Annotated in this window: 19 protein-coding genes; 13 read left to right on the forward strand and 6 right to left on the reverse strand. The window is 65.3% G+C overall.

Translation table 11 applies throughout. The features are described from left to right. Positions 1-406: 406 nt before the first annotated feature. A complete protein-coding gene (locus AC0QDI_RS12225) occupies positions 407-1,171 on the reverse strand; it encodes an IclR family transcriptional regulator (protein WP_474668500.1) in 765 nt (254 codons plus the stop codon). 358 nt (positions 1,172-1,529) lie between these two features. Here AC0QDI_RS12225 and AC0QDI_RS12230 point away from each other — a divergent pair, with 358 nt between their 5' ends. The 5 genes from AC0QDI_RS12230 to AC0QDI_RS12250 all read left to right on the forward strand — a co-directional run bounded on the left by AC0QDI_RS12230 (position 1,530) and on the right by AC0QDI_RS12250 (position 6,263). Next, entirely contained in the window at positions 1,530-2,936 is a 1,407-nt protein-coding gene (locus AC0QDI_RS12230; protein WP_474668502.1) for an ABC transporter substrate-binding protein, read from the forward strand. 84 nt (positions 2,937-3,020) lie between these two features. Next, entirely contained in the window at positions 3,021-3,980 is a 960-nt protein-coding gene (locus AC0QDI_RS12235; RefSeq protein ID WP_474668504.1) for a carbohydrate ABC transporter permease, read from the forward strand. Further along, positions 3,973-4,890: a carbohydrate ABC transporter permease gene (locus AC0QDI_RS12240; RefSeq protein ID WP_474668506.1), complete on the forward strand. Its 918-nt coding sequence runs from the start codon at positions 3,973-3,975 to the stop codon at positions 4,888-4,890. Before AC0QDI_RS12235 ends, AC0QDI_RS12240 begins: the two co-directional genes overlap by 8 nt. 4 nt (positions 4,891-4,894) lie before the next feature. Further along, positions 4,895-6,079, forward strand: a complete 1,185-nt coding sequence (locus tag AC0QDI_RS12245; protein WP_474668508.1) for an ABC transporter ATP-binding protein — start codon at positions 4,895-4,897, stop codon at positions 6,077-6,079. A gap of 7 nt (positions 6,080-6,086) precedes the next feature. After that, entirely contained in the window at positions 6,087-6,263 is a 177-nt protein-coding gene (locus AC0QDI_RS12250) for a DUF8005 family protein (RefSeq protein ID WP_474668510.1), read from the forward strand. A 161-nt stretch (positions 6,264-6,424) separates the two neighbouring features. On the opposite strand, the gene AC0QDI_RS12255 is transcribed toward AC0QDI_RS12250, so the two are convergent. Beyond that, positions 6,425-8,473: an RICIN domain-containing protein gene (locus tag AC0QDI_RS12255; protein ID WP_474668512.1), complete on the reverse strand. Its 2,049-nt coding sequence runs from the start codon at positions 8,471-8,473 to the stop codon at positions 6,425-6,427. 152 nt (positions 8,474-8,625) lie between these two features. Between AC0QDI_RS12255 and AC0QDI_RS12260 the strand changes: the two genes are divergently transcribed. The 5 genes from AC0QDI_RS12260 (at position 8,626) to AC0QDI_RS12280 (ending at position 15,631) form a co-directional block, all read left to right on the forward strand. Then, positions 8,626-10,275 carry a glycoside hydrolase family 28 protein gene (locus tag AC0QDI_RS12260; RefSeq protein ID WP_474668514.1) on the forward strand — a complete coding sequence of 550 codons (1,650 nt, stop codon included), beginning with the start codon at positions 8,626-8,628 and terminating at the stop codon, positions 10,273-10,275. Between the two features lie 91 nt (positions 10,276-10,366). Then, on the forward strand, positions 10,367-11,806 hold the full coding sequence (gene xacF, locus AC0QDI_RS12265) for a 2,5-dioxovalerate dehydrogenase (RefSeq protein WP_474668516.1): 1,440 nt from the start codon (positions 10,367-10,369) through the stop codon (positions 11,804-11,806). A gap of 182 nt (positions 11,807-11,988) precedes the next feature. Beyond that, positions 11,989-12,492 carry a LutC/YkgG family protein gene (locus AC0QDI_RS12270; protein ID WP_474668518.1) on the forward strand — a complete coding sequence of 168 codons (504 nt, stop codon included), beginning with the start codon at positions 11,989-11,991 and terminating at the stop codon, positions 12,490-12,492. Further along, positions 12,492-14,723, forward strand: a complete 2,232-nt coding sequence (locus tag AC0QDI_RS12275; protein WP_474668520.1) for an LUD domain-containing protein — start codon at positions 12,492-12,494, stop codon at positions 14,721-14,723. The genes AC0QDI_RS12270 and AC0QDI_RS12275 overlap by 1 nt, the downstream gene beginning before the upstream one ends. Positions 14,724-14,794: 71 nt before the next feature. Beyond that, positions 14,795-15,631, forward strand: a complete 837-nt coding sequence (locus AC0QDI_RS12280; RefSeq protein WP_474668522.1) for a fumarylacetoacetate hydrolase family protein — start codon at positions 14,795-14,797, stop codon at positions 15,629-15,631. Between the two features lie 3 nt (positions 15,632-15,634). On the opposite strand, the gene AC0QDI_RS12285 is transcribed toward AC0QDI_RS12280, so the two are convergent. From AC0QDI_RS12285 to AC0QDI_RS12295, 3 genes are all read right to left on the reverse strand, one after another. Beyond that, positions 15,635-16,501: an amidohydrolase family protein gene (locus AC0QDI_RS12285; protein WP_474669225.1), complete on the reverse strand. Its 867-nt coding sequence runs from the start codon at positions 16,499-16,501 to the stop codon at positions 15,635-15,637. A 229-nt stretch (positions 16,502-16,730) separates the two neighbouring features. Continuing rightward, positions 16,731-18,767 (reverse strand): hypothetical protein, encoded by a 2,037-nt coding sequence (locus tag AC0QDI_RS12290; protein ID WP_474668524.1) that lies wholly within the window; start codon positions 18,765-18,767, stop codon positions 16,731-16,733. Between the two features lie 224 nt (positions 18,768-18,991). Beyond that, positions 18,992-20,023 carry a zinc-dependent alcohol dehydrogenase gene (locus AC0QDI_RS12295; protein ID WP_474668526.1) on the reverse strand — a complete coding sequence of 344 codons (1,032 nt, stop codon included), beginning with the start codon at positions 20,021-20,023 and terminating at the stop codon, positions 18,992-18,994. Between the two features lie 66 nt (positions 20,024-20,089). On the opposite strand from AC0QDI_RS12295, the gene AC0QDI_RS12300 reads away from it, so the two are divergent. From AC0QDI_RS12300 to AC0QDI_RS12310, 3 genes are read left to right on the forward strand one after another with little or no spacing between them, the layout of a single operon-like run. Then, positions 20,090-20,236, forward strand: coding sequence for a hypothetical protein (locus AC0QDI_RS12300; RefSeq protein WP_474668528.1), 147 nt, complete (start codon positions 20,090-20,092; stop codon positions 20,234-20,236). Between the two features lie 60 nt (positions 20,237-20,296). After that, entirely contained in the window at positions 20,297-21,502 is a 1,206-nt protein-coding gene (locus tag AC0QDI_RS12305; protein WP_474668530.1) for an enolase C-terminal domain-like protein, read from the forward strand. A 3-nt stretch (positions 21,503-21,505) separates the two neighbouring features. After that, on the forward strand, positions 21,506-22,537 hold the full coding sequence (locus AC0QDI_RS12310) for an LLM class flavin-dependent oxidoreductase (RefSeq protein ID WP_474668532.1): 1,032 nt from the start codon (positions 21,506-21,508) through the stop codon (positions 22,535-22,537). A 70-nt stretch (positions 22,538-22,607) separates the two neighbouring features. Here AC0QDI_RS12310 and AC0QDI_RS12315 read toward each other — a convergent pair whose 3' ends face one another. Next, positions 22,608-23,633, reverse strand: coding sequence for a GDSL-type esterase/lipase family protein (locus AC0QDI_RS12315; protein WP_474668534.1), 1,026 nt, complete (start codon positions 23,631-23,633; stop codon positions 22,608-22,610). Between the last annotated feature and the right edge of the window lie 172 nt (positions 23,634-23,805).

Consider the following 23,805-nt stretch of genomic DNA (forward strand, 5'->3'; position numbering starts at 1 on the left):
GCGGACCGACCGCCGAGGATGCCGCCGTGGGATGTCCGCGCGGGATACCCCAGGGCCGGAGCCGTGGGAGTGCGGCGTCCCGTCGTGGCGTGTTGGACACGGGGTTCGAGCCCAATCACACGGTAATCGTTAGCATGAAACCGTTCGGTAATACCGGAAACCTATCTCGCGGCCGTTCGGCATTTCTTTGGCACCCACACGGGTGTAAACCAAAGGAAGCGAGTACTCGTCTCGCGAGGAGAGCAAGCGATCTGCGCGTCTCGACCGCGGAATATTACATGGGTACGAATGTAATATAACGAGGTCACCGGCTCAGGAGCGGCCTCGGATCGACGAAGAATGCAGTTTTCGAGCGACGCACCTTCGGATACCGACCCACCAGTGTTATCCGGTCACGCCGGACGATCTACGAATAGGTCATATTCACTTCGATGACGTTTGCAGTACTCAGAACGGCTTTCGGAATCTCGGTCGCGAATATCTCATCGTCGAATCGATTCGTCGGCCCCGAGACGCTGATCGCGCCGATCGGATTCGAATCGTCGTCACAGATCGGCGCAGCGACACACCGCATTCCGGACACCCGTTCTTCGTCGTCGATTGCATACCCCTGTTCACGGATCGTCGCCAGTTGGCGCTTCAATTCACCGACGTCGGTGATCGTCTTCTCGGTCACGGCGGGTAGCCCGTGTCGATCGATGATCTCGTCGACGGCCGGTTCGGAGAGTTTCGACAGGATCCCCTTTCCCAGAGCGGTCGTATGGAGATGAACGCGCTTGCCGATGTGGGTATCGAGGTTCACTGCGTCCTGCCCTTTCGCCTTGTTTAGAAAGATCCCCTTGCCGTGTTCTTCGATCATGAGGTTCGCGTGTTCGCCGGTTTCTGCCGCCAGCTTCTTGATCTCCGGAGAGGCGATCTGGTAGAGTTTCATCTGGCTTCGAGCGAACCCGCCTAACTCGAGAAACCGTGCACCGACGTGGTAGGTCCCACCCTCGTTGACGAGATATTCGGTCTCGGTCAGCGTCTGGAGGTGATCGTGAACCGTACTCTTTGGCATCTCGAGTTCGTCTGCGAGGTCGGACACGCCGGCCCCGTCGAGTTCGTGAAGCGTCTCGATGATCCGGAACGTCGTCGCAGCGGCCTGGACCGGATATCGTGATTCGTTCGACATCTACGCCACAGTTGGGACGGGGCCTATTTAATAGTTGTCCGGTGTCGCCGGACGTTTTCCGTCGTCCACTCGGCGCATCGTGACGACCCTCGTGAGACCGGGACTTATCCGAAAGGATCGAACGACGAGTCACAGAGCCGGAACCGTCGCGGGACCGTTTGACGTGAAATCCCGTCCGGCGAAGCGTCAACCCGCTCTTCTCGCCTTTCTGAAAGCGAACGACAGATAAGGAGACTGGTGAATAGATATATTTATATAAGGGCCTACTTATTGGACAACTATGGCAGGTAGACCCAACCATAGGTTAACGAGTAGAGTGCAAACCACGAGTGCGGTTTCCCGTCGACGGTTCCTCGCAGTGGCCGGTGCCACTGGAGCCGTCGGAACCGCCGGTTGTCTCGGCGGCAACAGCGACGACGAAATCGACATCTCGGAGTACGACGGCGAGCCGGCGACGGTCGAGTACAGTACCGCGCCGCTTTTCGGGGACATCGAAGACCAGCTAAAGGAGTCGATGCGAAATGCCGGCCTTCACGAGAACATCGACGTCGAGTTCTCGACCGGCGTCTGGGGTGCGGACGATCAAGAGGACCGGTACAATCAGATCCTACAAGCCGGCCGAAGTACCCCGGACATCATGTTAACCAACTTCTCGTACACGTCCTCGTTCGCGCCGCGGGGATGGCTGGTCGACCTGAACGAGGCGCTCCCGCAGGAGAAACTCGACGAGATCGAGAACGACTACCACCAGGTGATGGTCGATTCGATGCGGTGGGACGGCGGCCTCTACGGCGTACCGCAGTTCGTCGACATCCCCGCGATCCTCTACCGCAAGGACTACGTCGAGAACGCCGGCTACGATCCCGAAGGCGAAAACTGGGCGACGGAGCCGATGGAGTGGGAGCGGTTCGCCGACATCGTCAGCGAGTCGGTGGCGGCAAACGACGTCGATCACGGCTATACGACGACGCTCAACCAGCGGACGATCGGACATCAGACCGGCTACGAGAAGATCGTCACGATGGGCGGCAACTACTTCGGCGACATGGAAAACCAGCACGGCCCCATCGGCGATCGGCCGATCACGATCGACGACGAGGCGGTAATCGAGGGGCTCCGATTGATGCGGACGTTCATGCACGGCTCCGGCGACGAGCACGCGCTGGACGGGATGACCGGTGACATCCTCCCGGCCGAAGCGCTCGGCTGGGACACGCAGCCGTCCCAGGAATCGTTCGCCGCCGGCCAGGCGGTCTTCCATCGGAACTGGTCGTACGCGATCGCACAGTTCGCGGGCGAGGACGCGTTCGGCGACGACATCGGGCTCATGCCGTTCCCCTACGGCGTGACCGAAGACGAAGCGGAGTACGAGGGCACCGGCGGAACGAAGTCGACGCTCGGCGGCTGGCATCTCTCGTTGAATCCCAACTCCGAGACGCTCCCGGCAGCCGTCGAAGTGCTGAAGGCGATGACGTCCGACGAGTTCTACCTCGATATCTTCGAACTCGCCGGATCGACACCACCGAAACCCGAACTGTACGAGTCGGACCAAGCACAGAACGTCCCGGTGATGAACCGGTATCTCGACACGTTGCAGCTCCAGTCGGAAAACCAGTGGGTTCACCCGATCAACCAGATCTGGAGCTCGCAGAAGGACGCGATCGCCGACGAGTTCCACGCCTGTCTCAACCAGGAGCAGTCGCCCGAAGAGGCCGCTGCGAACGCACAGGAGGCCGTCGAGAAAATCGAAAACTCCGACCTCTAGTCGAGATTCGGCGCTCACCCTCGAAACCGGAATAACGAAACTTACAAGATTGTTCGCGAATCTCATGCGAAGTAGGCCACCACAATGTTAGAGAAGGTATCCCGCGCGGCATCGCCCATCCTGTACAGGATTGAACGGTTAGACGAGGACAAATACGGCTATCTCCTCATCGGCCCCATGCTCTTCGTCCTCTCGGTTCTCGCGTTCTATCCGCTCCTTAGAACGCTGTGGGTCTCGCTTCACAGCGACGACCTCTACGGCGAGTACCCGGTCGGCGAGTTCGTCGGGCTCGACACGTACGTCGCGATACTCAACGGCGACATGAACATCATCCTCAGTGATCCGTTCATCAGCCTGAGCGATCCGCTTTCGAGCGCGCTCGTGATCACGCTGCTCATCACGGCGGTGAGCGTCAGCATGGGAACCGGGCTCGGTCTCGGGATGGCGCTTCTCCTCAACAAGGAGTTCCGCGGGCGTGCGGTCGCACGCATGATCGTCCTCCTGCCGTGGTCGATCCCGATCGTCATTCAGGGGATGATCTTCTACCTGATGTTCCAGCCCTCGATCAGTTTCCTCGTCGAGCCGCTGCACAACCTCGGGTTATTGTCGGCGAACCCGCTGGTCAGTACGCGCGATTCGATGCTCGTGATCATGCTGGTCGACGTCTGGCGACGAGTGCCGTTTATGGCGCTCATCATCCTCGCCGGACTCGCCAGCGTGGACCAGAGCCTCTACGACGTTGCCAAAGTCGCCGGCGCATCGAAGTGGCAACAGTTCAAGCTGATCACGTTCCCGCTGATCAAACCGGTCGTGTTCATCGGCATGATCTTCTACACGATCAGTTCTATGAAGGTCTACGGCGTCGTCGAGGCCTCCGCGGGCTGTAGCACGGTTCCGACGCTGACCTGCCTCGTCATCGACACGTTCCGCATGCAGCGGTGGGCGACCGCGTCCGCGATCGCCTTCCTGACGGCGCTCATCATCGCGGGCATCGTGATGGTGTATCTCATCCAGTTCCGCAACGAGGTGACTACCAATGAGTAACGTTCAAGACGAATCGCGGAGTCGCGTGGGTCGGGTTGTCGACCTGCTGATCAACAACCCCCACGACACCTACAGGATACTCTTTTACGTGGGCCTGACGTCGTTCATCACCGTCACGCTGTTCCCGTTTTACTGGCTGTTCGTCCTCGCGATCACGCCGAGCAATCGGCTATACGGGATGGGGATCCTCCCCGAGGGGACCAATATCGGGGTGTTCGTCGAAATCTTCCAGCAGTACCCAATTCACCATTACATTTTCAACAGTATCATCATCGCGCTGCTCACGGTGGTCATCTGCCTGCTGATCGGCAGTCTCGCGGGATACGCGTTCGGGCGCGTCGACTTCCGCGGCAAGGCGCCGCTCATGTTGCTGTTGCTCGTCGTCTCGTATTTCCCCGGGATCGCGTACCTGATCCCGCTGTACGAGATGCTGACGGGGACGCTAACCGTCGGTCCGTTCATGACGCCGGACCTCTACAACACGCCGTGGTCGATGGCATTCCCGTTCACGATGTTGACCCTTCCGCTTACGATATTCATCCTGACGACGTTCTTCAGCCAGATCCCGGACGGGCTGGAAGACGCCGCCAGAGTCGAGGGGACGACGCGGCTCGGGGCGCTATTCCGCGTCATCCTTCCGCTGTCGGCCCCCGGCGTCACGACGGCGGCGATCATCGTCTTCATCAGCGTCTATCGGGAGTTCTTCTTCTCGTTCATGATGACCGACGGTGAAGCCGACAACTGGGCGGTCCTCGTGTACGGGATCCTCGAGTTCGAGCAACAGGGCGGACAGCTGTACAACATGATGGCGGCGGCGAGCATCGCGGGGATCATCCCCGTCGCGCTGCTCGTCGTCTTCGCACAGAAACATATCGTTAGAGGCTTAACTCAAGGCGGACTAAAGGAGTGACAACATGGGACACGTTAACCTAAGAGATACGACAAAGCGATACGACGCCGTCGTCGCGGTCGAGGAGATGAACATCGAGATCGAAGAGGGCGAGTTCCTCTGTCTCGTCGGCCCGTCTGGCTGCGGAAAGTCGACGACGCTGGAAATGGTCTCGGGACTAACGCTGCCGTCGAGCGGCACGGTCGAGATCGCCGGCAAGGACGTAACGAACGAGCCGCCCAAGGACAGGGACATCTCGATGGTCTTCCAGAACATCGCCCTGTTCCCCCACATGGACATCTACGAGAACATCAGTTTCGGGCTTCGGCTGCGGGACTTCGACAAGGACGAGATCGACCGCCGGGTCGAGAAGGCGGCGAAGACCGTCCAGCTCCGAGGGATGCTCGATCGAAGCCCGAGCGAACTCTCCGGCGGTCAACAGCAACGCGTCGGGATCGCCCGCGCGATCGTCCGCGAACCGGAAGTGTTCCTCATGGACGAGCCGCTGGCCAACCTCGACGCGAAGCTGCGGGTCCACATGCGGACGGAGATCCAGCGACTACAAAAGAACCTGGGGATCACGACCGTGTACGTGACCCACGACCAGGAGGAGGCGATGACGATGGCCGACCGCATCGCCATCATCAACCAGGGAACGCTCCAGCAGTGTGCACCGCCCCTCGAGTGCTACAACCGACCGACAAACGAGTTCGTCGCGAGTTTCATCGGCAGCCCGTCGATGAACATCTTCGACGGCAGTATGAACGGGGACGCCATCGATCTCGAGCACTTCCACCTCCGACACGCGCTCGGGGCCGAACACGACGGCAGCGACGTCAGGGTCGGCATCCGGCCGGAAGACGTCTACCTCGCCAAGAGCGACGACGAACCCGCGACGGCCAGCGCCTCGTTCGAGACGGTCGTCGACGTGCTCGAGCCGGTGGGCGATCAGACGTACGCCTATCTGGTTCCCCGGAACGCCACGTCGGATGACGACGACGGCGAACTCATGGGCACGGACGAGGCGGAGTTGCTCGTGACCATCGATCCGGACACCGAGATCGAGGAGGACGAGTTGGTCGAGGTCGTCTTCGATCGGGACAAGGTCCACCTCTTCGAGGAGGCGACGGGCGACGCGATCGCCCACTCGCTCGTCGAGCAGATCGCGATGGATACCGAAGCGAGCTCCTCCGAAGAGATTCAGGGGTGAGAGACCGATGGTGACGACTACCGGCGTCCTGTTCATCGTCGCCGCAGTAGCGCTGTTTTTCTTCTGGATCTACGGAATCGTCTCGTTCTACGTCGATCTGCGGTACCAGTTCATTCCGGCCGCACGGCGGTACCTGCGCGACGACGAGCAAGACGACCGCCCCGATCCGGAAGACTACATCTAGCGGACCCCGGTTTTCGTCGCCGTTTCGCTCCGTTCGTCATCAAAACGTCGCGGTCCCACAGCACGCGCCAGCTCTCGATACGTCACTTCTCAAGTGAGTCGCGTAGATCGCGAAAAAGAGCGTCGACCGTCGGTGGTCGGAAATCGATCTCCAGCTGCCAGCTACAGCCGTTCGAATCGCCAGATCTGGTTGGCTTTGCCCTCCCAGTCGCCGGCGCGGACCGGTGCGCCCGAGGCCGTCGAGGCGTCCGCGACCTCGAGCCGGCCCCCCGGAACGTCGATCTGGAAGCCGGTCTCGTATCGCTCCATCCGGTACTCCGCGACGTTTCCCTGTACCGCTCGCTCGCCGGAGAAGCTGATTCCCTTGTCGCTGTGTGCCGCGGCGAGCGTGAAGGTGCCCTGTCGACCGTCCATGCCGCCGTCGACCACCCATCGCTGATGGGGTTCGTCAGCCCACTCGCCCTGCTGGATCGGCGCGCCCGCGGCCGTCGAGCCGTCCGCGACCTCGAGGACCTTGTCGCTGTGTTCGGCGACGATCCGGTAGGTCCCGGATTCGATCGACTGAACGGCCTCTTCCCAGAGGGCGTCTCGGTCGATCGATCGGCCGATCGTCGCGCGCGGCCGGTCGACGACGTAATCGAGATCGACGTCCGCGCCGGGATCGGTCCGCCACTCGAAGACGAGGTCCCACGAGTCGCCGTTCCACTCGGGGTACTGCTCCCACGCGACCGCCGCGCCCGCCTCGCCGGCGGGCGTCGTGCGGGCCTCGATCGTCGAACGATAGTGCCCGGAGACGTCCGTGACGCGGGCGGCCGGCGAGAAACCGGACTCGAGGGTGACGGTCCCCTGATCGATGCCGCCGCCGACGTTGCCGTGGACGACGGTCGTCTCGGAGGCGACCCGGATGGACCCCTCGGTCCCGCCGCCGCGGACGTCGTTATTGATGAACTGGTTGTGGAGACAGGCGCCGTCCTCCCTGATCGCCCACGGCTGGGCGGGATCGTCGCGGTCGTCGGTGATCCGCAGGTTTGCGAGGGTGATCCCTTCGTTGATCTCCGAGGCGGAGCCCTGCAGCCCGAGCGACCAGAAGTTGACGCCGGGGCCGTCGAAGTTCTTGATAGTGCCCCCGAGGATCTTGACGTTCCTGACGTCGACCAGCAGGATACCAGCTTTCGAACCGCCCCGAATGTTGACCTCGCCGACGGTGACATCCCGCGTCCCGGTGATGATCGACAGCCCGCGGACGCCGCCGCGGCTGACGACGCGGCCGACCGACACGCTCCGACAGCCGTTCGCGAGGCGGAACGTCGCATAGTCGAACGACGGGTTCTGGCCGACGACCTGCCCGACGGTCGCGTCGAACGTTTCGTTCAACAGCAACACGCAACTCCCCGGATCGACGCCGGTCACCTGCCCGATCTGAATCCGCTCGACGTCGTAGGTCTCGATCCCGTGGTGGCCGGTGTTGGTCACGTACGCGGTGTCGATCTGAATATCGGAGCTACCGCCCTGAATCCGGACTCCTTGCACGGTGACGCCGTCGATCCACAGGCGACCGATCGTCAGGTCCGAGCAATCGTCGGCGAAGATCGCCTGACTCGCCGCGCCCGTCACGGTGAGACGCGGAATATCGACGTTCTCGACGCTCTGCAGCGAGAGAACTGCGCCGGTCTCGCCGTCGATTGTCACCGCGCCCGCGATGTCGAGTCGGGTGTGGCTCGGCACGTCGACGCTCGTTCGCTCGTGGTCCTCGCTCACCGCGAGGTCCGCTGCGACGTGAACCGTGGCTTTCGTCGTCCGATCGGCCTCGAGTCCGTCGACGGCCGACTGGACGACCGACATCGGCTCCTCGCCGCTCGCGATCGTCTCGTCCCCGCCGTCCGCGTAGTAGACGCCGTCGTCGTCGCGCCAGACGAGGACATCCGCCTCGCCGGCGTCCGTATACGTGTGCGATACGTCGAGGGCCTCCAGTCCGTAGAGGCCGTTCCCGCCGGCGTGGACATCGGCGTCCCACTCGTACCACGGCTGGTTGCCCGTCTCCGAGCCCTCCCTTTCGTTTGTGCTCCGTGCGCTCGTCGTGCCGGTCAGGGCCGTTCCGAGTCCGGCGGCACCGAGCACCGCCATCGCTCCGCGTCGCCCCATCGAAGTCGAGGCGTTGGTCTCCGCTCGAGACGGCCGTTCCGTTCGCCGCTGATCGCTCTCGTTGCTCATAGCAAACACCGTCGCGCCATTGCGACACGATGACAGTCATCATTCGTGAACTTAGTTCTTTACCATCAGCTATAGCGGAAGTCGATCACCGGCCAAACGGAGTGGCGCCGAGCGGAGGGATTTAGACAGTTCGTACCGATGACTCGGACGAGATGACCGATCGTACCGAGTCGACCCCGCCGTTCCGGATCGAACCCCTCGCCAAATCGAGCGGCGACGCGAAGGCGACGACCCCCCTCGCGACCGAGCGCGTCCAGCACGCGATCGACGCCTGCAACGCCGCTGGCGGCGGGACCGTCACCGTTTCGAGCGGGGAGTACGTCCTCGGGACCGTCCACCTCCGCAGTGACGTGACGCTCCGCCTGGAGGCGGGGGCCCGGCTGTTCCCCGCCGAGTCGAAGTCAGCGTTCGTCGACCGCCACGTCGGCCCCGACGGCGAGCGGCCGTTCGTGCTCGCGGAGGGCGTCGAGAACGTCGCGCTCGTCGGCGAGGGAACGATCGACGGCCGCGGAAGCGAAATCGCGGACACGGCGGAACCGATCCGCCAGCACTCCGGCGAGAGCGAGGGTCACCCGCTCGTGTCGAACGCGCCCCACCGCGCTCGGCAGGGCGACGGCTACCTCGATCGATCGGGAGCGACCGAGGAGTGGCCGGTCGCGAAGCCGTCGTTCCGACCGGGACCGATGGTTCACCTCGTCGACTGCGACGGAGTCTCGATCCGCGACGTCACGCTGCGGGACATGCCCGCATGGACGCTCAGCCTCGACGACTGCGTCGACGTCAACGTCCGCGGCGTGACGATCCGCAACCACATGCGGATCCCGAACTGCGACGGGGTCGCGATCGGCAACTCCCGGAACGTCCGCGTCTCCGATTGCGCGATCGAGGCCTGCGACGACGCGATCACGATCGTTTCCCACGACGACCGCGACCGGCCCTGCGAGCACGTGACCGTTACCAACTGCACGCTGGCCTCGAGCGCGTGCGCGATCAAACTCGGCTCCGAGACGAGCGGCGACATCCGCCACTGTACGATCGACAACTGCGTCGTCTACGGCTCGAATCGGGGGCTGGGGATCCAACACCGCGACGGCGGCTCCATCGAGCACGTCCTGTTCTCGAACGTCACCCTCGAGACGCGCCTGCTGCCGGGGCCGTGGTGGGGGAAGGCCGAACCGATCTACGTAACGTCCGTCCCGCGCGACGGGGAGACCGACCTCGGCGCGGTCAGGGACGTCCGGTTCTCGAACGTCGTCGCCGACGCCGAGAACGGCGCGCTCGTCTACGGCCACGCGGACGCGACGCTCGAGAACGTTCGCCTCGACTCCGTCTCGCTGTCGATCGAGGCGGGCCGTCACGCCGACGCGGTCGGCGGGAACGTCGATCTGCAACCGACCGCGGTCACGGCCCCGATTTACGCGACCGATATCTCGGGGGTTCACTGCGAGCGCGTCGCCGGTCTCGAACTGGCCGACGTCGCGCTCGAGTGGGGCGACGACCTTCCGGACTACTTCGCACACGGCGTTCGCTGCGTCGACGTCGACGGGGTCACGATCGACGGCTTCGAGGGACGGCAGGCGCGGCCGGCGGGGGACGGGGGGACGGCCGCCGCGATCTCCCTCGAGGGAACGACGGCGAGTACGATCAGGAACTGTCGAGCGGGTTCGGACACCGGGACCTTCCTCGCAACGGCGGCCTGCGACGACGCGCGCCTGTTCGCGATCAACGACTGCACCGCCGCCGAGACTGTGATCGACGGCGACTGCGGATACCGGACCGCGGGCAACGTCCCGCCGCTCTGATTCCGGCGCCGAAGCGGATCGCGACTCGAGCCGGTGGCAACGGCTTCCGACGACCGAAATCGTTATGCATCAGTTCGAGTACTATTCGATGATGGCTGTCGAGCAACGCAATTACGTCGACGGAGAGTGGATCGAATCCGAAACTGGCGACACCGTTGCGGTCGAGAACCCGGCCGCGCCGGACGAAGTCGTCGCGCGCTACCAGCAATCGAGTGCGGCCGACGCGGAACGGGCCATCGAGGCCGCGGCGGCGGCGGCGGACGAGTGGGGCGCGACACCGGGGCCCGAGCGAGGACGGATCCTCGCGGAGACGGGTCGTATCCTCGCCGATCGGAAAGACGAACTGACGGAGCTGCTGGTCCGCGAGGAGGGGAAGACGAGGGGCGAGGCCGCTGGCGAGGTACAACGCGCGATCGACATCTTCCGCTACTACGGCTCGAAGACGCACGACCTCGGCGGGACGGTCAAGAGCCCGAGCAGTCGGGACACGACCCTGTATACGGTCAAAGAGCCCCTCGGAGTCGTCGGCCTGATCACGCCGTGGAACTACCCGATCGCCATTCCGGCGTGGAAGCTCGCACCCGCGCTCGCTGCCGGTAACGCCGCCGTTCTCAAGCCGGCATCGATCGCCCCCGGCGTCGCACACGCGATCTTCGAGGCGCTCGACGAAGCGGGGCTCCCCGACGGCGCCGCCAACTTCGTGACCGGCCCCGGCAGCAGCGTCGGCGGAGAACTCGTTACCAGCGACTCGGTCGACGCGATCTCCTTCACCGGCTCCACCGCGGTCGGTACGAGTGTCTACGACCAGGCGACCGAGGACGGCAAGCGCGTCCAGCTCGAGATGGGCGGCAAGAACCCGACGATCGTTTCGGACAGCGCCGACGTCGAGGAGGCCGCCGACATCGTCGCCGCGGGCGCCTTCGGCGTGACCGGCCAGGCCTGTACCGCCTGCTCACGCGCGATCGTCCACGCGGACGTCTACGACGAGTTCGTCGAGGCGGTCGTCGACCGCGCCGCGGCGATCGAGTCCGGTCCGGGACTCGAGGAGTCCGACATGGGCCCCCACGTCAGCGAGTCCGAACTCGAGGGCACCCTCGAGTACGTCGACATCGCCCGGGATGAAGGCGCGACCCTCAAGACCGGCGGGTCGGCGCTCGACCGCGACGGCTATTACGTCGAGCCGACGGTCTTCTCCGACGTCGAGCCGTCGATGCGCCTCGCACAGGAGGAAGTGTTCGGTCCCGTCCTCGCCGTCCTCGCAGTCGAGGACTTCGACGACGCGCTCGCGGTCGCCAACGGCGTCGACTACGGCCTCTCCGCGAGCGTCGTCACGGACGACCACACCGAGGCCAACCGCTTCGTCGACGAGATCGAGGCCGGCGTCGCCAAGGTCAACGCGAAGACGACCGGCCTCGAACTCCATGTCCCCTTCGGCGGGATGAAGGACTCCTCGAGCGAGACCTGGCGAGAACAGGGCGACGAGGGTCTGGAGTTCTACACGATCGAGAAGACCGTCTACGACAACTACTGAGGACCGAAGAGACGCCGTCCCATAGCGATCGCCGCCGCCGACCGCTGCCGAGCGATCGACGGCCGGCACAGCGGTTCTTTTAGCCACCGACGGCACCGACGAGCGCACTGGTTTCGTCCGCGACGACGTGGTGGTCAATGACAAGATCCAAATCCGTGGCACGAGTCAGTGACGACCACGCAATGGCAACACAGCTAGAGACGTTCGAAACGAACCTCGAGAGCGTCCGGACCGCCGTCACTCGGACCTCGCCGGCCGCGTTTCAGGAAACGCTCGCCGACGTCGTCGACCGGCCCGCCGTCGGTGCGCCCCTCCCCTTCGAGGACGCGTCGCTCGCAGGGTCGGACGTCGTCCTCGAGCCGAGGCCCGACCAGCTCCGCGAAGCGGCCTGCGGCGTGACGGCCGCCGCGCTCGGCGTCGCCGACTACGGCTCGGTCGTCCTCGAGTCGACGCCGGAGGGGGCCGAACTCGCCGGCCTCTTTCCCGATCGCCACGTGATCGTCGTGCGCGAACGGGACCTCGTCCCCGACATGGCCGCGGCGTTCGAGCGGCTGGGCGAGCGGTTCCGCGCCGGGAGCGACGACGCCGTGATCGCCACCGGCCCGAGCGCGACCGCCGACATGGGCGAACTCGTCTACGGCGTCCACGGCCCGCGAGAGACCCACGCGATCGTTCTGGAGGCGTAATGGCGAGCGAACGATCCCGGACGGCCAAGGCCGAACGGATCCGCCACATCATGGAGACCGAAGGCGACAGCGTCGAGCGCAACGCCCGCGGGTTCAACGAGGGACGCTACGAGTCCGTCGCCCGACTCGAGGACTACGACGCGTACAAGGACCGAGCGCGCGCGATCAAGGAGGACGCGATCGAACGCCTCCCCGAGCTGATCGAGGGGGTCCGGGAGGCGGTCGAGGAAAACGGCGGGACCGTCTACGTCGCCGACAACGCCGTCGACGCGAACCGATACGTCCGCGAGGTCGCCCGCGAGCGGGCGGCCGAGACCGTCGTCAAGTCGAAATCGATGACGACCGAGGAGATCGACCTCAACGAGGCCCTCGCGGCCGAGGGCTGTGACGTCTGGGAGACCGACCTCGGCGAGTTCGTCCTGCAGGTGGCCGACGAAGCGCCCAGTCACCTCGTCGCGCCGGCGATCCACCAGTCCCGCGAGGAGATCGCCGCCCTGTTCAACGAGTACTTCGAGCCCGAGGAAGAACTCGAGACGGCGGAAGAGCTGACCGCGTTCGCGCGGGAGTACCTCGGCGAGCGGATCGAGGACGCGGACGTCGGCGTGACCGGCGCGAACTTCGTGACGGCGGACACGGGGACGATGGCGCTCGTCACGAGCGAGGGAAACGCTCGCAAGACCGTCGCCGTGCCCGACACGCACGTCGCGGTGGCGGGCGTCGAGAAGATCGTCCCGACGTTCGAGGACCTCCAGCCGTTCGTCGAACTGATCGCGCGCTCGGGAACGGGACAGGACATCACCTCCTACGTCTCGCTGTTCTCGCCGCCGGTCGCGACGCCGACGGTCGATTTCGACGACGACGAACCGATCGCAGACGACCCGGACGACCGGGAGTTCCACCTCGTCTTGCTCGACAACGGCCGGATGGACATGCGCGACGACGACCAGCTTCGGGAGACGCTGTACTGCATCCGGTGTTCGGCCTGCGCGAACTCGTGTGCGAACTTCCAGTCCGTCGGCGGCCACGTCTTCGGCGGCGAGACCTACTCGGGCGGGATCGCGACCGGCTGGGAGGCCGGCGTCCACGGCCAGGAGTCCGCCGACGAGTTCAACGACCTCTGTACCGGCTGCTCGCGGTGCGTCAACCAGTGTCCGGTGAAGATAGACATCCCGTGGATCAATACTGTCGTCCGCGACCGGCGCAATCGCGGGGCTGACGAGGGCGACCTCGACTTCCTCGTCGAGGGGCTCACGCCGGACGAGGAGCCCGCCGGACTCGACCTGCAGAAGCGCTTCTTCGGCAACTTCTCGACGCTGGCGAAACTCGGATCCGCGACCGCGCCCGTGTCGAACTGGGCCGCCGACACGCTCCCATCGCGGCTGCTCATGGAACGGGTCATCGGCGTCGACCGCCGCCGCGACCTGCCCCGATTCGAGCGCGAGACGTTCGTCGAGTGGTTCCGAAGCCGGGACGAGCCCCGACCCGTCGACGCCGACTACCACGCCGTCGTCTACCCCGACCTCTACACGAACTACATCCGGACCGACCGCGGGAAGGCCGCCGTCCGAACGCTCGAGGCGCTGGGGGTCGCAGTCGAGGTTCCCGACGTCGCCTCCTCCGGCCGCGCGCCGCTCTCCCAGGGGATGATCGCCACCGCGGAGAGTCATGCCCGCGACGTCGCCGCCGACCTCGAGTCCCACCTCGAGGCGGGGTACGACGTCGTCGTAATCGAACCCAGCGATCTCGCGATGTTCCGCGGCGAGTACGAGCGCCTCCTCGAGACGGAGCGCTACGAGGCGCTCTCCGAGCGCAGCTACGAGGTCTTCGAGTACGTCTACGGCCTGCTCGAGAACGGGGCCGATCCCGCGCCGCTGCGGGGCGTCGACGGTACCGACGCCGGCGGATCGGACGTCGCCTACCACTCCCACTGCCAGCAGCGCACGCTCGAACTCGAGGCCTACACGACGGACGTCCTCGAGCGACTGGGGTACGACGTCCTCACCTCCGACGTCGAGTGCTGTGGCATGGCGGGGAGCTTCGGCTACAAGAGCGAGTACTACGAACTCAGCGTAGACGTCGGGGACCGGCTCAGGGAACAGTTCGAGGCACCCGAGGCCGCCGATCGAACGGTCGTCGCGAGCGGGACCTCGTGCCTCGAGCAACTGGACGGGCTCCTCGCCCGTCGGCCGCGCCATCCGATCTCGCTCGTCGCACCCGACGAGTCCTGGTGATCGGGGCGAGTGCGGTCCGTCTCCACGATCCGAGAGAAAGATTCAAGACCCAGGACAGGAATCCTGAGATGATGCAATTCGTTCGATTCGCGACCAGCGGTGGCGTCCGCTGGGGCGTTACCGTCGACGACCAGTCGTACGCGCTGGACCGTTTCGGAGAACCGACGATCGAAGACCTCGCGACGCCGGGCTACCGTCGGCGGGTCCGCCGCGCCGTCGAGACGGGGGAACTGCCGGAAATCGACGAGCCCGAGGACCGGCTGGCACCGATCCCGTCGGTCGAACAGATCATTTGTGTCGGGCTGAACTACTACGACCACGCCGAAGAGCAAGACGAGGAGATCCCGGACAAGCCGATGCTCTTCGCGAAGTCGCCCGGGAGCGTCACCGATCCCGACGCGCCGATCGTCCATCCCGAGGACGTCGAGCAGGTCGACTACGAGGTCGAACTCGGCGTCGTCATCGGTCGGACCGCCTGCGACGTCTCGGCCGACGAGGCCGAGGAGTACGTCGCGGGCTACACGGTCGTCAACGACGTCAGCGCGCGCGACGCCCAGTTCGAGGACGGGCAGTTCTTCCGGGGGAAGAGCTACGACACGTTCGCACCGATGGGACCAGCTCTGACCGCACCCGAAGCGATCGATGCCGACGACGTCGACGTCGAACTTCGGGTCAACGGCGAGGTGAAACAGGCGTCCTCGACGGCGGAGTTCATCTTCGACGTCGGCGACGCCATCGAGTACCTCAGTCACAGAATGACGCTGCAGCCGGGCACCGTGATCTCGACCGGCACGCCGGGCGGGGTCGGTATCTTCCGCGATCCGCCGGAGCTGCTCTCGCCGGGCGACACGGTCGAAGCCGAGGTCGAGGGCATCGGGACGCTCGAGAATCACGTCGTCAGCGAGTAGGGCTCAGCGTCCACACAGCCTCCGCATCGAGCGTTCGGTGATCCACTCTCGGTCTTTCTTCGAAAGACAGTCGACGTGCTCGAGCCACCGCAGACTCTCCTCGTAGGTCGCTTCGTCGCTGACGTTCGGAAAGTCCGACCCCCAGACGACGCGCTCGCGGCCGAACGTGTCGAGCAGCCAGCGGACGTGGTCGTGCATGTCGCGGTAGGGAAACGCTTCCTCGGAGCGGTGGACGACTTCGGAGAGTTTCACGGCGACGTCGTACTCGTCGCCGGCGAGGGGCTCGAGCGCGGCGAGCGCTTCTTCGGGCGGGACGTCGGGGCCGGCGTGACAGAAGTGATCGAGCGCATAGGACGGGTCAGGGTGGGTCTCGACGAGGTCGATCACCTGCTCGAGCTGGTCGACGTCGGCGAGGATCTGGACCAGCGCGTCGGTCTCGCGGGCGGCCGCCCAGAACGCCGTCTCGTCGATCGCCTCGCGGAGCCAGTCCGCGTCGGGATCGAACGCCTCCCACATTCGATCGTACGGACAGATCGCCCCGAGGCGAACGCCGAGCACGCCGTCGACGGCCATCGCCTCGCGCAACCGGTCGGCCGCGCCGTCGGCGAAGGGATCGAGCATGACGATCCCCGAGAGCCTGTCGTGATCCGTTACACAGCGGACCGTGTACCGATTGTCGGTCCACTCGCAGATCGGATACCCGACGACGATCGCCTCGTCGACGCCGACGGCGTCCATGTCCGCGAGGAGCTTCTCGGCGGTGTAAACGGTATCGACGTCGAACTCGTCGACGGTCTCGACGAGCGGGCCGTTGACCCACGGCTGGTCTCGCGTCGACCGCGTCCACGCGTGCGTGTGAGTGTCCAGCACCATCGTGTGCGAAACCCGACGCGTCGGGCGATACTAAACGTTGCGTTGCACGCGAGCGGAGCGCAGCGATCGTCCGATCGTGCCAACGGGAATCCGCGCAGCCAGGGGATCACGGCCGCGAGCGGGAAACGGGGGTTGCTATGGGACCCGCCGGTTCGATCCGTTCCCGCGCGAAACCGCGACCTCGAGCGCATCGGTGACCGATCGGTGGACACGCGGCGACGCGCGTTCAGCGGAACCGCACGTTGTCGAGGGCGCCGGTGCTGCGGACGCCGATGCCGCCCTCGGTGAACGTCTCGTCCGTGGCGGCGACCGAGCCGATCGCGTCGCCGGACGGGCCGCGAACCTCGACGTCGATCTCGCCGAACTCGCCCCAGTCGATGACGAAGTCGTACAGCGCGCCCCGTTCGACCGAGACGTTCGCCTTGGCGAGTTCGGTGTACGCGCCGTCGACGCGCTTGTACAGTTGGAGGCGATCGCCCTCGCTCTCCGGATAGATCCGTGCGAAGTAAAAGTTCTCCGTATCCTGTGCGCCGAAGGCGATCCCGAGGTTGTCGTTCGTTCCGGTCCGGGCCGCCTGCGCGGCGAACGCGTCTCCGGCTCGCGGGTACCGTGCCAGCCCGCTCGTCGAGACGACGACCGCGGCGTCACCCGAGGTGTTCTTGAGGCTGTTGTCGCCATGACCGACCGGGTCGGCGTCGTCGACGACGTAGGCGTCCGTCGCGCCCTCGTATGCGTCGAGATCACCGTCCTCGAAGCTCTCGATGATCCCCGTGCGGTCGCCGCCGTCTTTTACCTCCTCGGTGAGAAGGGTCCCCTCGTTGTCGATCCGAACGCGATATCGGCGCTGGCCGTCCGGCGTCGTGAGGACGGCCCCGTCGCCGGCACCGGCGATCCGCACGTCGTCCTCGCCGACGGCGAGCGTGGGTGACCCGCCGGCGTGGAACTCGTGGGACCTGTGCGTCTCGTGTTTCTGCACGCCGTCGTCGAACCAGCGCGTCGACCCGGCCGCGTCGTCGCTCACCTTCGGCGCGGGGCGCAGGTTCTGCTGATCGAAGTACGACGCGTACTCGACGTCGGTGCTGTACTCGGCGTGGAACAGGTCGACGTTCTCGACGAAGATCCCGTTGTGCCGGGGGCCCTCGCCGTCGGTCACGTCGGCGACCCTGACGCCGCTGTGGTAGTCCATCGCGTTGTGGCGCTCGTGGACGTTCGAGATCGACACGCTCCGGGTCTCGTTGACCGAGTTCTCGAGCCTGACGATATCCTCGCTGACCGACTGGAGCGGGTGACCGCCGACCTGAATCGAGTCCAGCGTGATCGACGCGCCGCCGTCGATCCGGATGCTGTGCTCACCCCCGCCGCCGCGCCAGTTGGAGATGTCCAGATCGAACGAGGGACCGTAGGGCACGTCGTCGCTCCCGTACTCGGCGCGGAAGCCGTCGCGACAGCCGGTCACTTCGGTGTCTTTGATCGTCAGTTCGCTCGAGCCGTGGTAGTCCGCGAGCCTGATCCCGGCCGGCACCGCGTTTCGATCCGTCAGGCTCTGGAGATACAGTCGGGAGACGTGCATGTGGCCGACGCCCTGGATGTCGACGAACGACCGCTCCACGTTCCCCTTGGCGTAGAACATCCCACCGTAGAGGTTGATGTTCTCGGTCTTCTCGTCCGGACCGATGACGAAGAAGCTCTCGATCGACTCCGTAGCGTAGATCAGAGTCCATCCCATCTCGAACACCAGTTTGCCGGTGTTGTTCCCGATCTCGACCGGGGACTCGAACCGCCAGGCCGGGAGGCCGTCGGCCGCAGCCGGATCGTCCGGATCGGGCGCGGGAATCACGATTTTGTGTCCCGGCTGCTGGGTCGGGATGCCGTCGCCCTCGGGGAGCGCCTCGAGGACGTTCGCTATCTTCTGATCGAGCGTGTCGCCGGGGTACTCAGTGACGACGTGGACCGAGTCGGGGGAGCTCTCGGCGTTGAGCACCCCGTCGTCGTCGACGCGAAGGTTCTGCCCGGCGAAGTCAGAGATCGGCGCGTCGGTTGCAACCGTCGCGAGCGCGCCGAGTTCGGTCAGATCGTGGCCGCCGGCGTCGACGTCGGCGTCCCACTCGTCCCACGGCTGATCGCCGTTGCCGTTCCCCTGAGCCGATGCGGTACCGGCGAGTACGGCCCCGAGACCGGCGGTACCGAGCAATCCGAGCGCCCCGCGCCGGGGCATCGTCCAGTTCGATTCGTCTCCGTCTGACGGAGTCTCGTCTCCTGTCATGGGTAATTACCACCGCGTGTGGCAATCACACTGTTACAGGAGCAGCTATATATTAGTTAGTGATAAATCCGTTATCGGTCTTACTGGCAAAGCGAACGAACGGAACGGTCGGATACCGCTCGCCTCGTTCTCTCGCGGAGTCGTCGTCCGGTAGTCGTCGTCCGGTCGGCAGCGCTCGCGTCATCGGACCGTACTGCGAACCGAGCGGTCACCGCCGCCTCGCCTCACTCGGAAAACGAGAAGACCGGCTTGCAGGTCTCCGACTCGAGGAACGCCTCGAACGCGGCGGTCGGATCGTCGACGCTGAACGAGCGGTCAATGATCGCGTCGGCGTCGATCGCGCCGGCCGAGAGGAGTCGGATGGCCTGTTCGAAATTCTGCCACGTCGAGCCGTAGGAGGTATTCACGTCGACCTCGCCGCGGACGACCGGCGTCATGAACACTTCGCTGGGCGAGCCGGGAAGACCGACGACGGCGACCTGCCCGCCCTTGCGGACGTTGTCAATGGCCATCTCGACGCCGCTGGAGTGGCCGGTCGTATCGAACACCGTATCGAAACCGATGCCGTCGGTTCGGGCCTCGACGACGTCCGAGAGATCTGTCGTCTCGATGTCGACCGTCTCGATTCCGAGCCGTTCGACGAGCGGTAGCCGATACTCGGTGTCTTTGCCCAGGCCGGAGACGACGACGTTCGCGCCCATCGAGTCCGCGACGGCCGCGACGAGGACGCCGATCGGGCCGGGCCCTTCGACGAGGACGGTGTCGCCGGGCGTCACGGTGGACTGGTCGAACACTGCGCGCGTCGCGATGCTGAGCGGTTCGGTGATGCTCGCGTGTCCGAGCGGGACGTCGTCCGGAATCAGGTGTAGATCTCGCGGTCGGACCGTCGTATACTCGGTGTACGCGCCGTCGTTGTGCATGCCGGTGATCTCGAAGTTCTGGCAGACGTTGGGCTGTCCGTTCTTGCACTGGAAACACGAACCGCAGTCGTGGATCGGCTCCTCGACGACGTGGTCGCCGACCGCGAAGTCGGTGACGTCGTCGCCGACCGCGACGACCTCGCCGGAGTACTCGTGGCCCATGATCCGCGGGATCGGGATCCACTCGTAGCCGTCTTCGTAGGTGTACGCGTGCGCGTCGCTGCCGCATAGCCCCGCCGAATGAACGCGAACGAGCACCTCGTCGACGTCGGGAACTGGCTTCTCACGTTCGCGAATCTCGATGGATCTGGGGCCGGTATGTACTATAGCCTTCATCTAGGGTTACCTCGCTCTGATCGAGCTATCAGTAGGTGGGTGACTCACCTACATATAACTTTAGGTGTGAAATACGGTCGGTCGGGCGGAAACGAGCCGCTCGAGTCCGGCTGGCGATCGCCGGCGGTCGTACACGGCGTCGATGGGCTCGAGACGGGCGGAACGGCGCGAGAGACGATCCAGCGCGGTCGTCTCGCGGTCGGGACACCATAAACACTTATGTGGCTGTTAGACACACGTCGGACTGAGTTCGTCGGAAGTGAATTCAAACTTATGGAGATAACGAATATCACCGTCACGAAGGTCAGCACCGATTCCTGGGGCGAGTTCGTCGAGTTCCCGCTCGTCACCGTTATGAGCAAGTTCGACGAGTACAACAACGCCGACGGCGACAACCCGGAGGCCCGTCGGAAGTGGATGGGACCGGTCGGCGACGTCGTCGTGGAAGTCGAGACCGACGCGGGTACTACCGGCATCGGCGTCGGCAACTGGGCGACGGGCTCGATCGAGACGATCGTCAACGAGACGCTCTCCAAGCTCGTCGTCGGCGAGGACCCCCACCAGCGCGAACGACTGTGGGACATGATGTACCGGGCGACGATCCCCTTCGGTCGGAAGGGCGCGGCCATCGAGGCCATCAGCGCCGTCGACCTCGCGCTCTGGGACATCGCCGGCAAGGAAGCCGGGAAGCCGGTTTACGAACTGCTGGGCGGCCCGGTCACGGACGACATCCCCTGTTACGCGAGCAACCTCCACCCGGTCGACCACGAAACGCTCGCGCGCGAGGCGCAGGACTACGCGGAGCAGGGCTTCGACGCGATGAAGCTACGGTTCCGGTACGGCCCGGAGGCGGGCCGGCAGGGCATGAAGGAAAACGAGAAGATAGTCGAGACGGTTCGCGACGCCGTCGGCGACGAGATCGCGATCGCCGGCGACGCGTACATGGGCTGGAACGTCCGATACGCCAAGAAGATGCTCAAGCGCCTCGAGCGCTACGACATGGAGTGGGTCGAGGAGCCGGTTATCCCCGACGACATCGACGGCTACGCGGAGGTCCGCGAGGCCTCGAACGTTCCCATCTCCGGCGGCGAACACGAGTTTACCCGCTGGGGCCACAAGGAACTGCTCGAGCGCGAGGCAGTCGACATCCTCCAACCCGACATCCACCGCTGTGGCGGCCTGACGGAACTCCGGCGGATCGACGCCATGGCGAGCGCTCGCGACGTGCCGGTGATCCCCCACTCCGGGACGAACCCGACCCTGCATTTCATCGCCGCCTCGACCAACGCGCCGATGGCGGAGTACTTCCCCATCCCGGAGTGGTATCAGGAACGGCAGGGCGAGCAGGAGTCGACCTACGCCGACGCGATCTACGCGAATCCGCCCCAGGCCGAAAACGGGACCGTCCCCCTGCCCGACACCGTCGGGCTGAGTTCGGCGACCAACCCCGAGGCCCTCGAGCACTACAGCGTGGAGTGATCCATGAGCGATATCACGTTCGAATACAACGTCCCGGTGTTCGCGGGAGCGCCGGAGTCGGGAACCGATCCCGTCCACCGCGACACGCCGTGTTACGAGCGACTCGACTGGGAGACGACGAAGGAAGGCGTTCTGAAAGCCGAGGAACTCGGCTTCGACGCCGCGTGGGCACCGGACCACCTCATGCTCGGCCGGGATCACGCCGAGTACGAGTGCTGGACGCTGCTGTCCGCACTGGCCGGCCTCACCGACGACATCAATCTCGGCTCGCTCGTTCTCTGTAACGACTACCGCAGCCCCGCGCTCGTCGCGAAGATGGCCGCGACGCTGGACGTCATCTCCGACGGTCGCCTCGAGCTCGGACTCGGTGCCGGCTGGCACGAACCCGAGTACGAGGCCTACGGCTGGGAGTACCGCGACGGCTTCGAGCGGCTGATGCGGTTAGACGAGGGAATCCGGCTCATGAAGGAACTGTGGGCCACCGAGCCCGGCGAGGCCGCCTCGTTCGCGGGCGAGCGCTACGAGATCGACGGCGCACACTGCGAGCCCGGGCCGGTTCAGGACCCGCACCCGCCGATCCTGGTCGGCGGGCAGGGCGAAGACGTGACGCTGAAACTCGTCGCGAAACACGCCGACGTCTGGAACACGGACGTGTTCAACGGGACGCCGGAGACCCTCGAACACAAGATCGGCGTCATCGAAGACCACTGCGAGACGGTCGGTCGCGATCCCGACGAGATCGAGTACTCCTGGGACGGACACGTCATCTGTACGCGCGATCCCGAGAAATACGAGCGCCTGCTCGAGCTCATGATCCCGATCCAGTTCGAAGAGGAGTACGTCGATCAGGCTGACATCACGACCGAGGAGATCGCGAGCGACTACTTCATCATGGGAACGCCCGAAGAGTGCGCCGAAGCGATCGAGCGGCGGATCGACGCCGGCGTCACGAAGTTTCAGGGTTGGTTCGTCGACTTCCCCGACACCGGCGGCATGGAACTGTTCGCGGACGAAGTCATGCCGCAGTTTCGGTAGTCGGACGGGTGGTCGCTTTCTCGGTATCGTCGTTCTCGATCCGTCCTCTCCGTGCGCCGTCTCCCGCCAGTCAGCCCTCGAGCAGCGCCTCGAGTTCGGCGGCGAGGCGCTCGCCGATCGAGATCATGGCGTCGTCGCCGGGGTGGACCAGATCGGTTGTGAGCCCCGCGACGGTCGGCAGTAGTTCCGGCCCCTCGAGGAGGTGGACGTTCTCGTGGGGCGTCTCGGCGACGACCGCGCGGAGTTCCTCGCGGAACCGCTCGGACGGCCCCTCCGGATCGGCGCTCCGGCGGACGTCTCGGGCGTTGCGGAAGATCGTAATCGCGACGACCGGTTTGTCGGGGTTGGCGCTCGCGATCCGATCGATCATCCGCGCGGCGCGGCCGCGAAATTCGTCGGGAGCGAAGGTCCCGATCATGTTCACCGAGATCGAGAGCGTCGCGATATCCCAGTCGTCGCGCTCGGCGATGTGGTCGGCCATCGCGGCGTCGCAGTAGGCGGTGCCACAGGAGCCGAGATTGATCGGATCGGCGTCGAGCCGTCGGGCCGTCTGACTGACGTAGGTGAGGTGCTCGCCCAGCGGTGCCTCGCCCTCGGTGATCGAGGTCCCGTAGGCGAGATAGCGCCGGTCGGGTAGTTCGTCCGCGCGCGGCGGGCGAACGTCACCCTCGACACCGTGGTAGACCATCGGCCCCCCGCGGTGCTCGCCCGGCAGGCGGAGCCGGCAGACCTGTGGATCGAACGCGAGTGAGTCGCTCACCGCCGGCTCGAGGTCGATCAGTTCGCTCGGCGGCGAGAGCTCGAGCGTCACCGGATCGGTTCCGACGGCCTCGCTCGCTCCTTGAATCGGCCCCCAGAAGACCCGGACGGTCCCGGTTCCGGCGCTCCCGCCGGGTACCGTCGAGAGGGTGACCCGCGCGGGCCCGTCGGGGACGAACCGGAGTTCGACGCCCGCGGGGTGGCGCATCCGCGACTGCGCGCCGTCGTTAAGCTCGGTCCGAACGGCCTCGGGAACGCGTTGCAGTAGCGCTCCGTCCCGCCCGTCGGCCGGCAGAACCTCGCCGACGTTGTGGAACTGGATCCCGTCTCGTTGCATGGCGGCTATCTGCACCGCCCTCCCGTATCAGCCGTTCGGTATCCGGGCCTCGGACGAACCCCTGGCCGAGCCGGGTGCGCTCGAGCGGACGCCGTCGTTCGACCCAGTAGCCCATCTCGAGGCGCAGTCGTCGCGGACCGGCGGCGGGGGCGGTGACGCGAGACGGAGAAGG

This window comes from Natrinema sp. LJW11 (genome assembly GCF_056135975.1).

Excerpts from the sequence above, each read along its gene's own strand:
- AC0QDI_RS12250 (WP_474668510.1), top strand. The coding sequence starts at position 6,087 with ATGGTGACGACTACCGGCGTCCTGTTCATCGTCGCCGCAGTAGCGCTG.
- AC0QDI_RS12275 (WP_474668520.1), top strand. The coding sequence starts at position 12,492 with ATGGCGAGCGAACGATCCCGGACGGCCAAGGCCGAACGGATCCGCCAC.
- AC0QDI_RS12240 (WP_474668506.1), top strand. The coding sequence starts at position 3,973 with ATGAGTAACGTTCAAGACGAATCGCGGAGTCGCGTGGGTCGGGTTGTC.
- AC0QDI_RS12295 (WP_474668526.1), bottom strand. The coding sequence starts at position 20,023 with ATGAAGGCTATAGTACATACCGGCCCCAGATCCATCGAGATTCGCGAA.
- AC0QDI_RS12260 (WP_474668514.1), top strand. The coding sequence starts at position 8,626 with ATGACCGATCGTACCGAGTCGACCCCGCCGTTCCGGATCGAACCCCTC.
- AC0QDI_RS12225 (WP_474668500.1), bottom strand. The coding sequence starts at position 1,171 with ATGTCGAACGAATCACGATATCCGGTCCAGGCCGCTGCGACGACGTTC.
- AC0QDI_RS12245 (WP_474668508.1), top strand. The coding sequence starts at position 4,895 with ATGGGACACGTTAACCTAAGAGATACGACAAAGCGATACGACGCCGTC.
- AC0QDI_RS12235 (WP_474668504.1), top strand. The coding sequence starts at position 3,021 with ATGTTAGAGAAGGTATCCCGCGCGGCATCGCCCATCCTGTACAGGATT.
- AC0QDI_RS12310 (WP_474668532.1), top strand. The coding sequence starts at position 21,506 with ATGAGCGATATCACGTTCGAATACAACGTCCCGGTGTTCGCGGGAGCG.
- AC0QDI_RS12255 (WP_474668512.1), bottom strand. The coding sequence starts at position 8,473 with ATGAGCAACGAGAGCGATCAGCGGCGAACGGAACGGCCGTCTCGAGCG.
- AC0QDI_RS12280 (WP_474668522.1), top strand. The coding sequence starts at position 14,795 with ATGCAATTCGTTCGATTCGCGACCAGCGGTGGCGTCCGCTGGGGCGTT.
- AC0QDI_RS12305 (WP_474668530.1), top strand. The coding sequence starts at position 20,297 with ATGGAGATAACGAATATCACCGTCACGAAGGTCAGCACCGATTCCTGG.
- AC0QDI_RS12270 (WP_474668518.1), top strand. The coding sequence starts at position 11,989 with ATGGCAACACAGCTAGAGACGTTCGAAACGAACCTCGAGAGCGTCCGG.
- AC0QDI_RS12315 (WP_474668534.1), bottom strand. The coding sequence starts at position 23,633 with ATGCAACGAGACGGGATCCAGTTCCACAACGTCGGCGAGGTTCTGCCG.
- AC0QDI_RS12290 (WP_474668524.1), bottom strand. The coding sequence starts at position 18,767 with ATGACAGGAGACGAGACTCCGTCAGACGGAGACGAATCGAACTGGACG.
- xacF (WP_474668516.1), top strand. The coding sequence starts at position 10,367 with ATGGCTGTCGAGCAACGCAATTACGTCGACGGAGAGTGGATCGAATCC.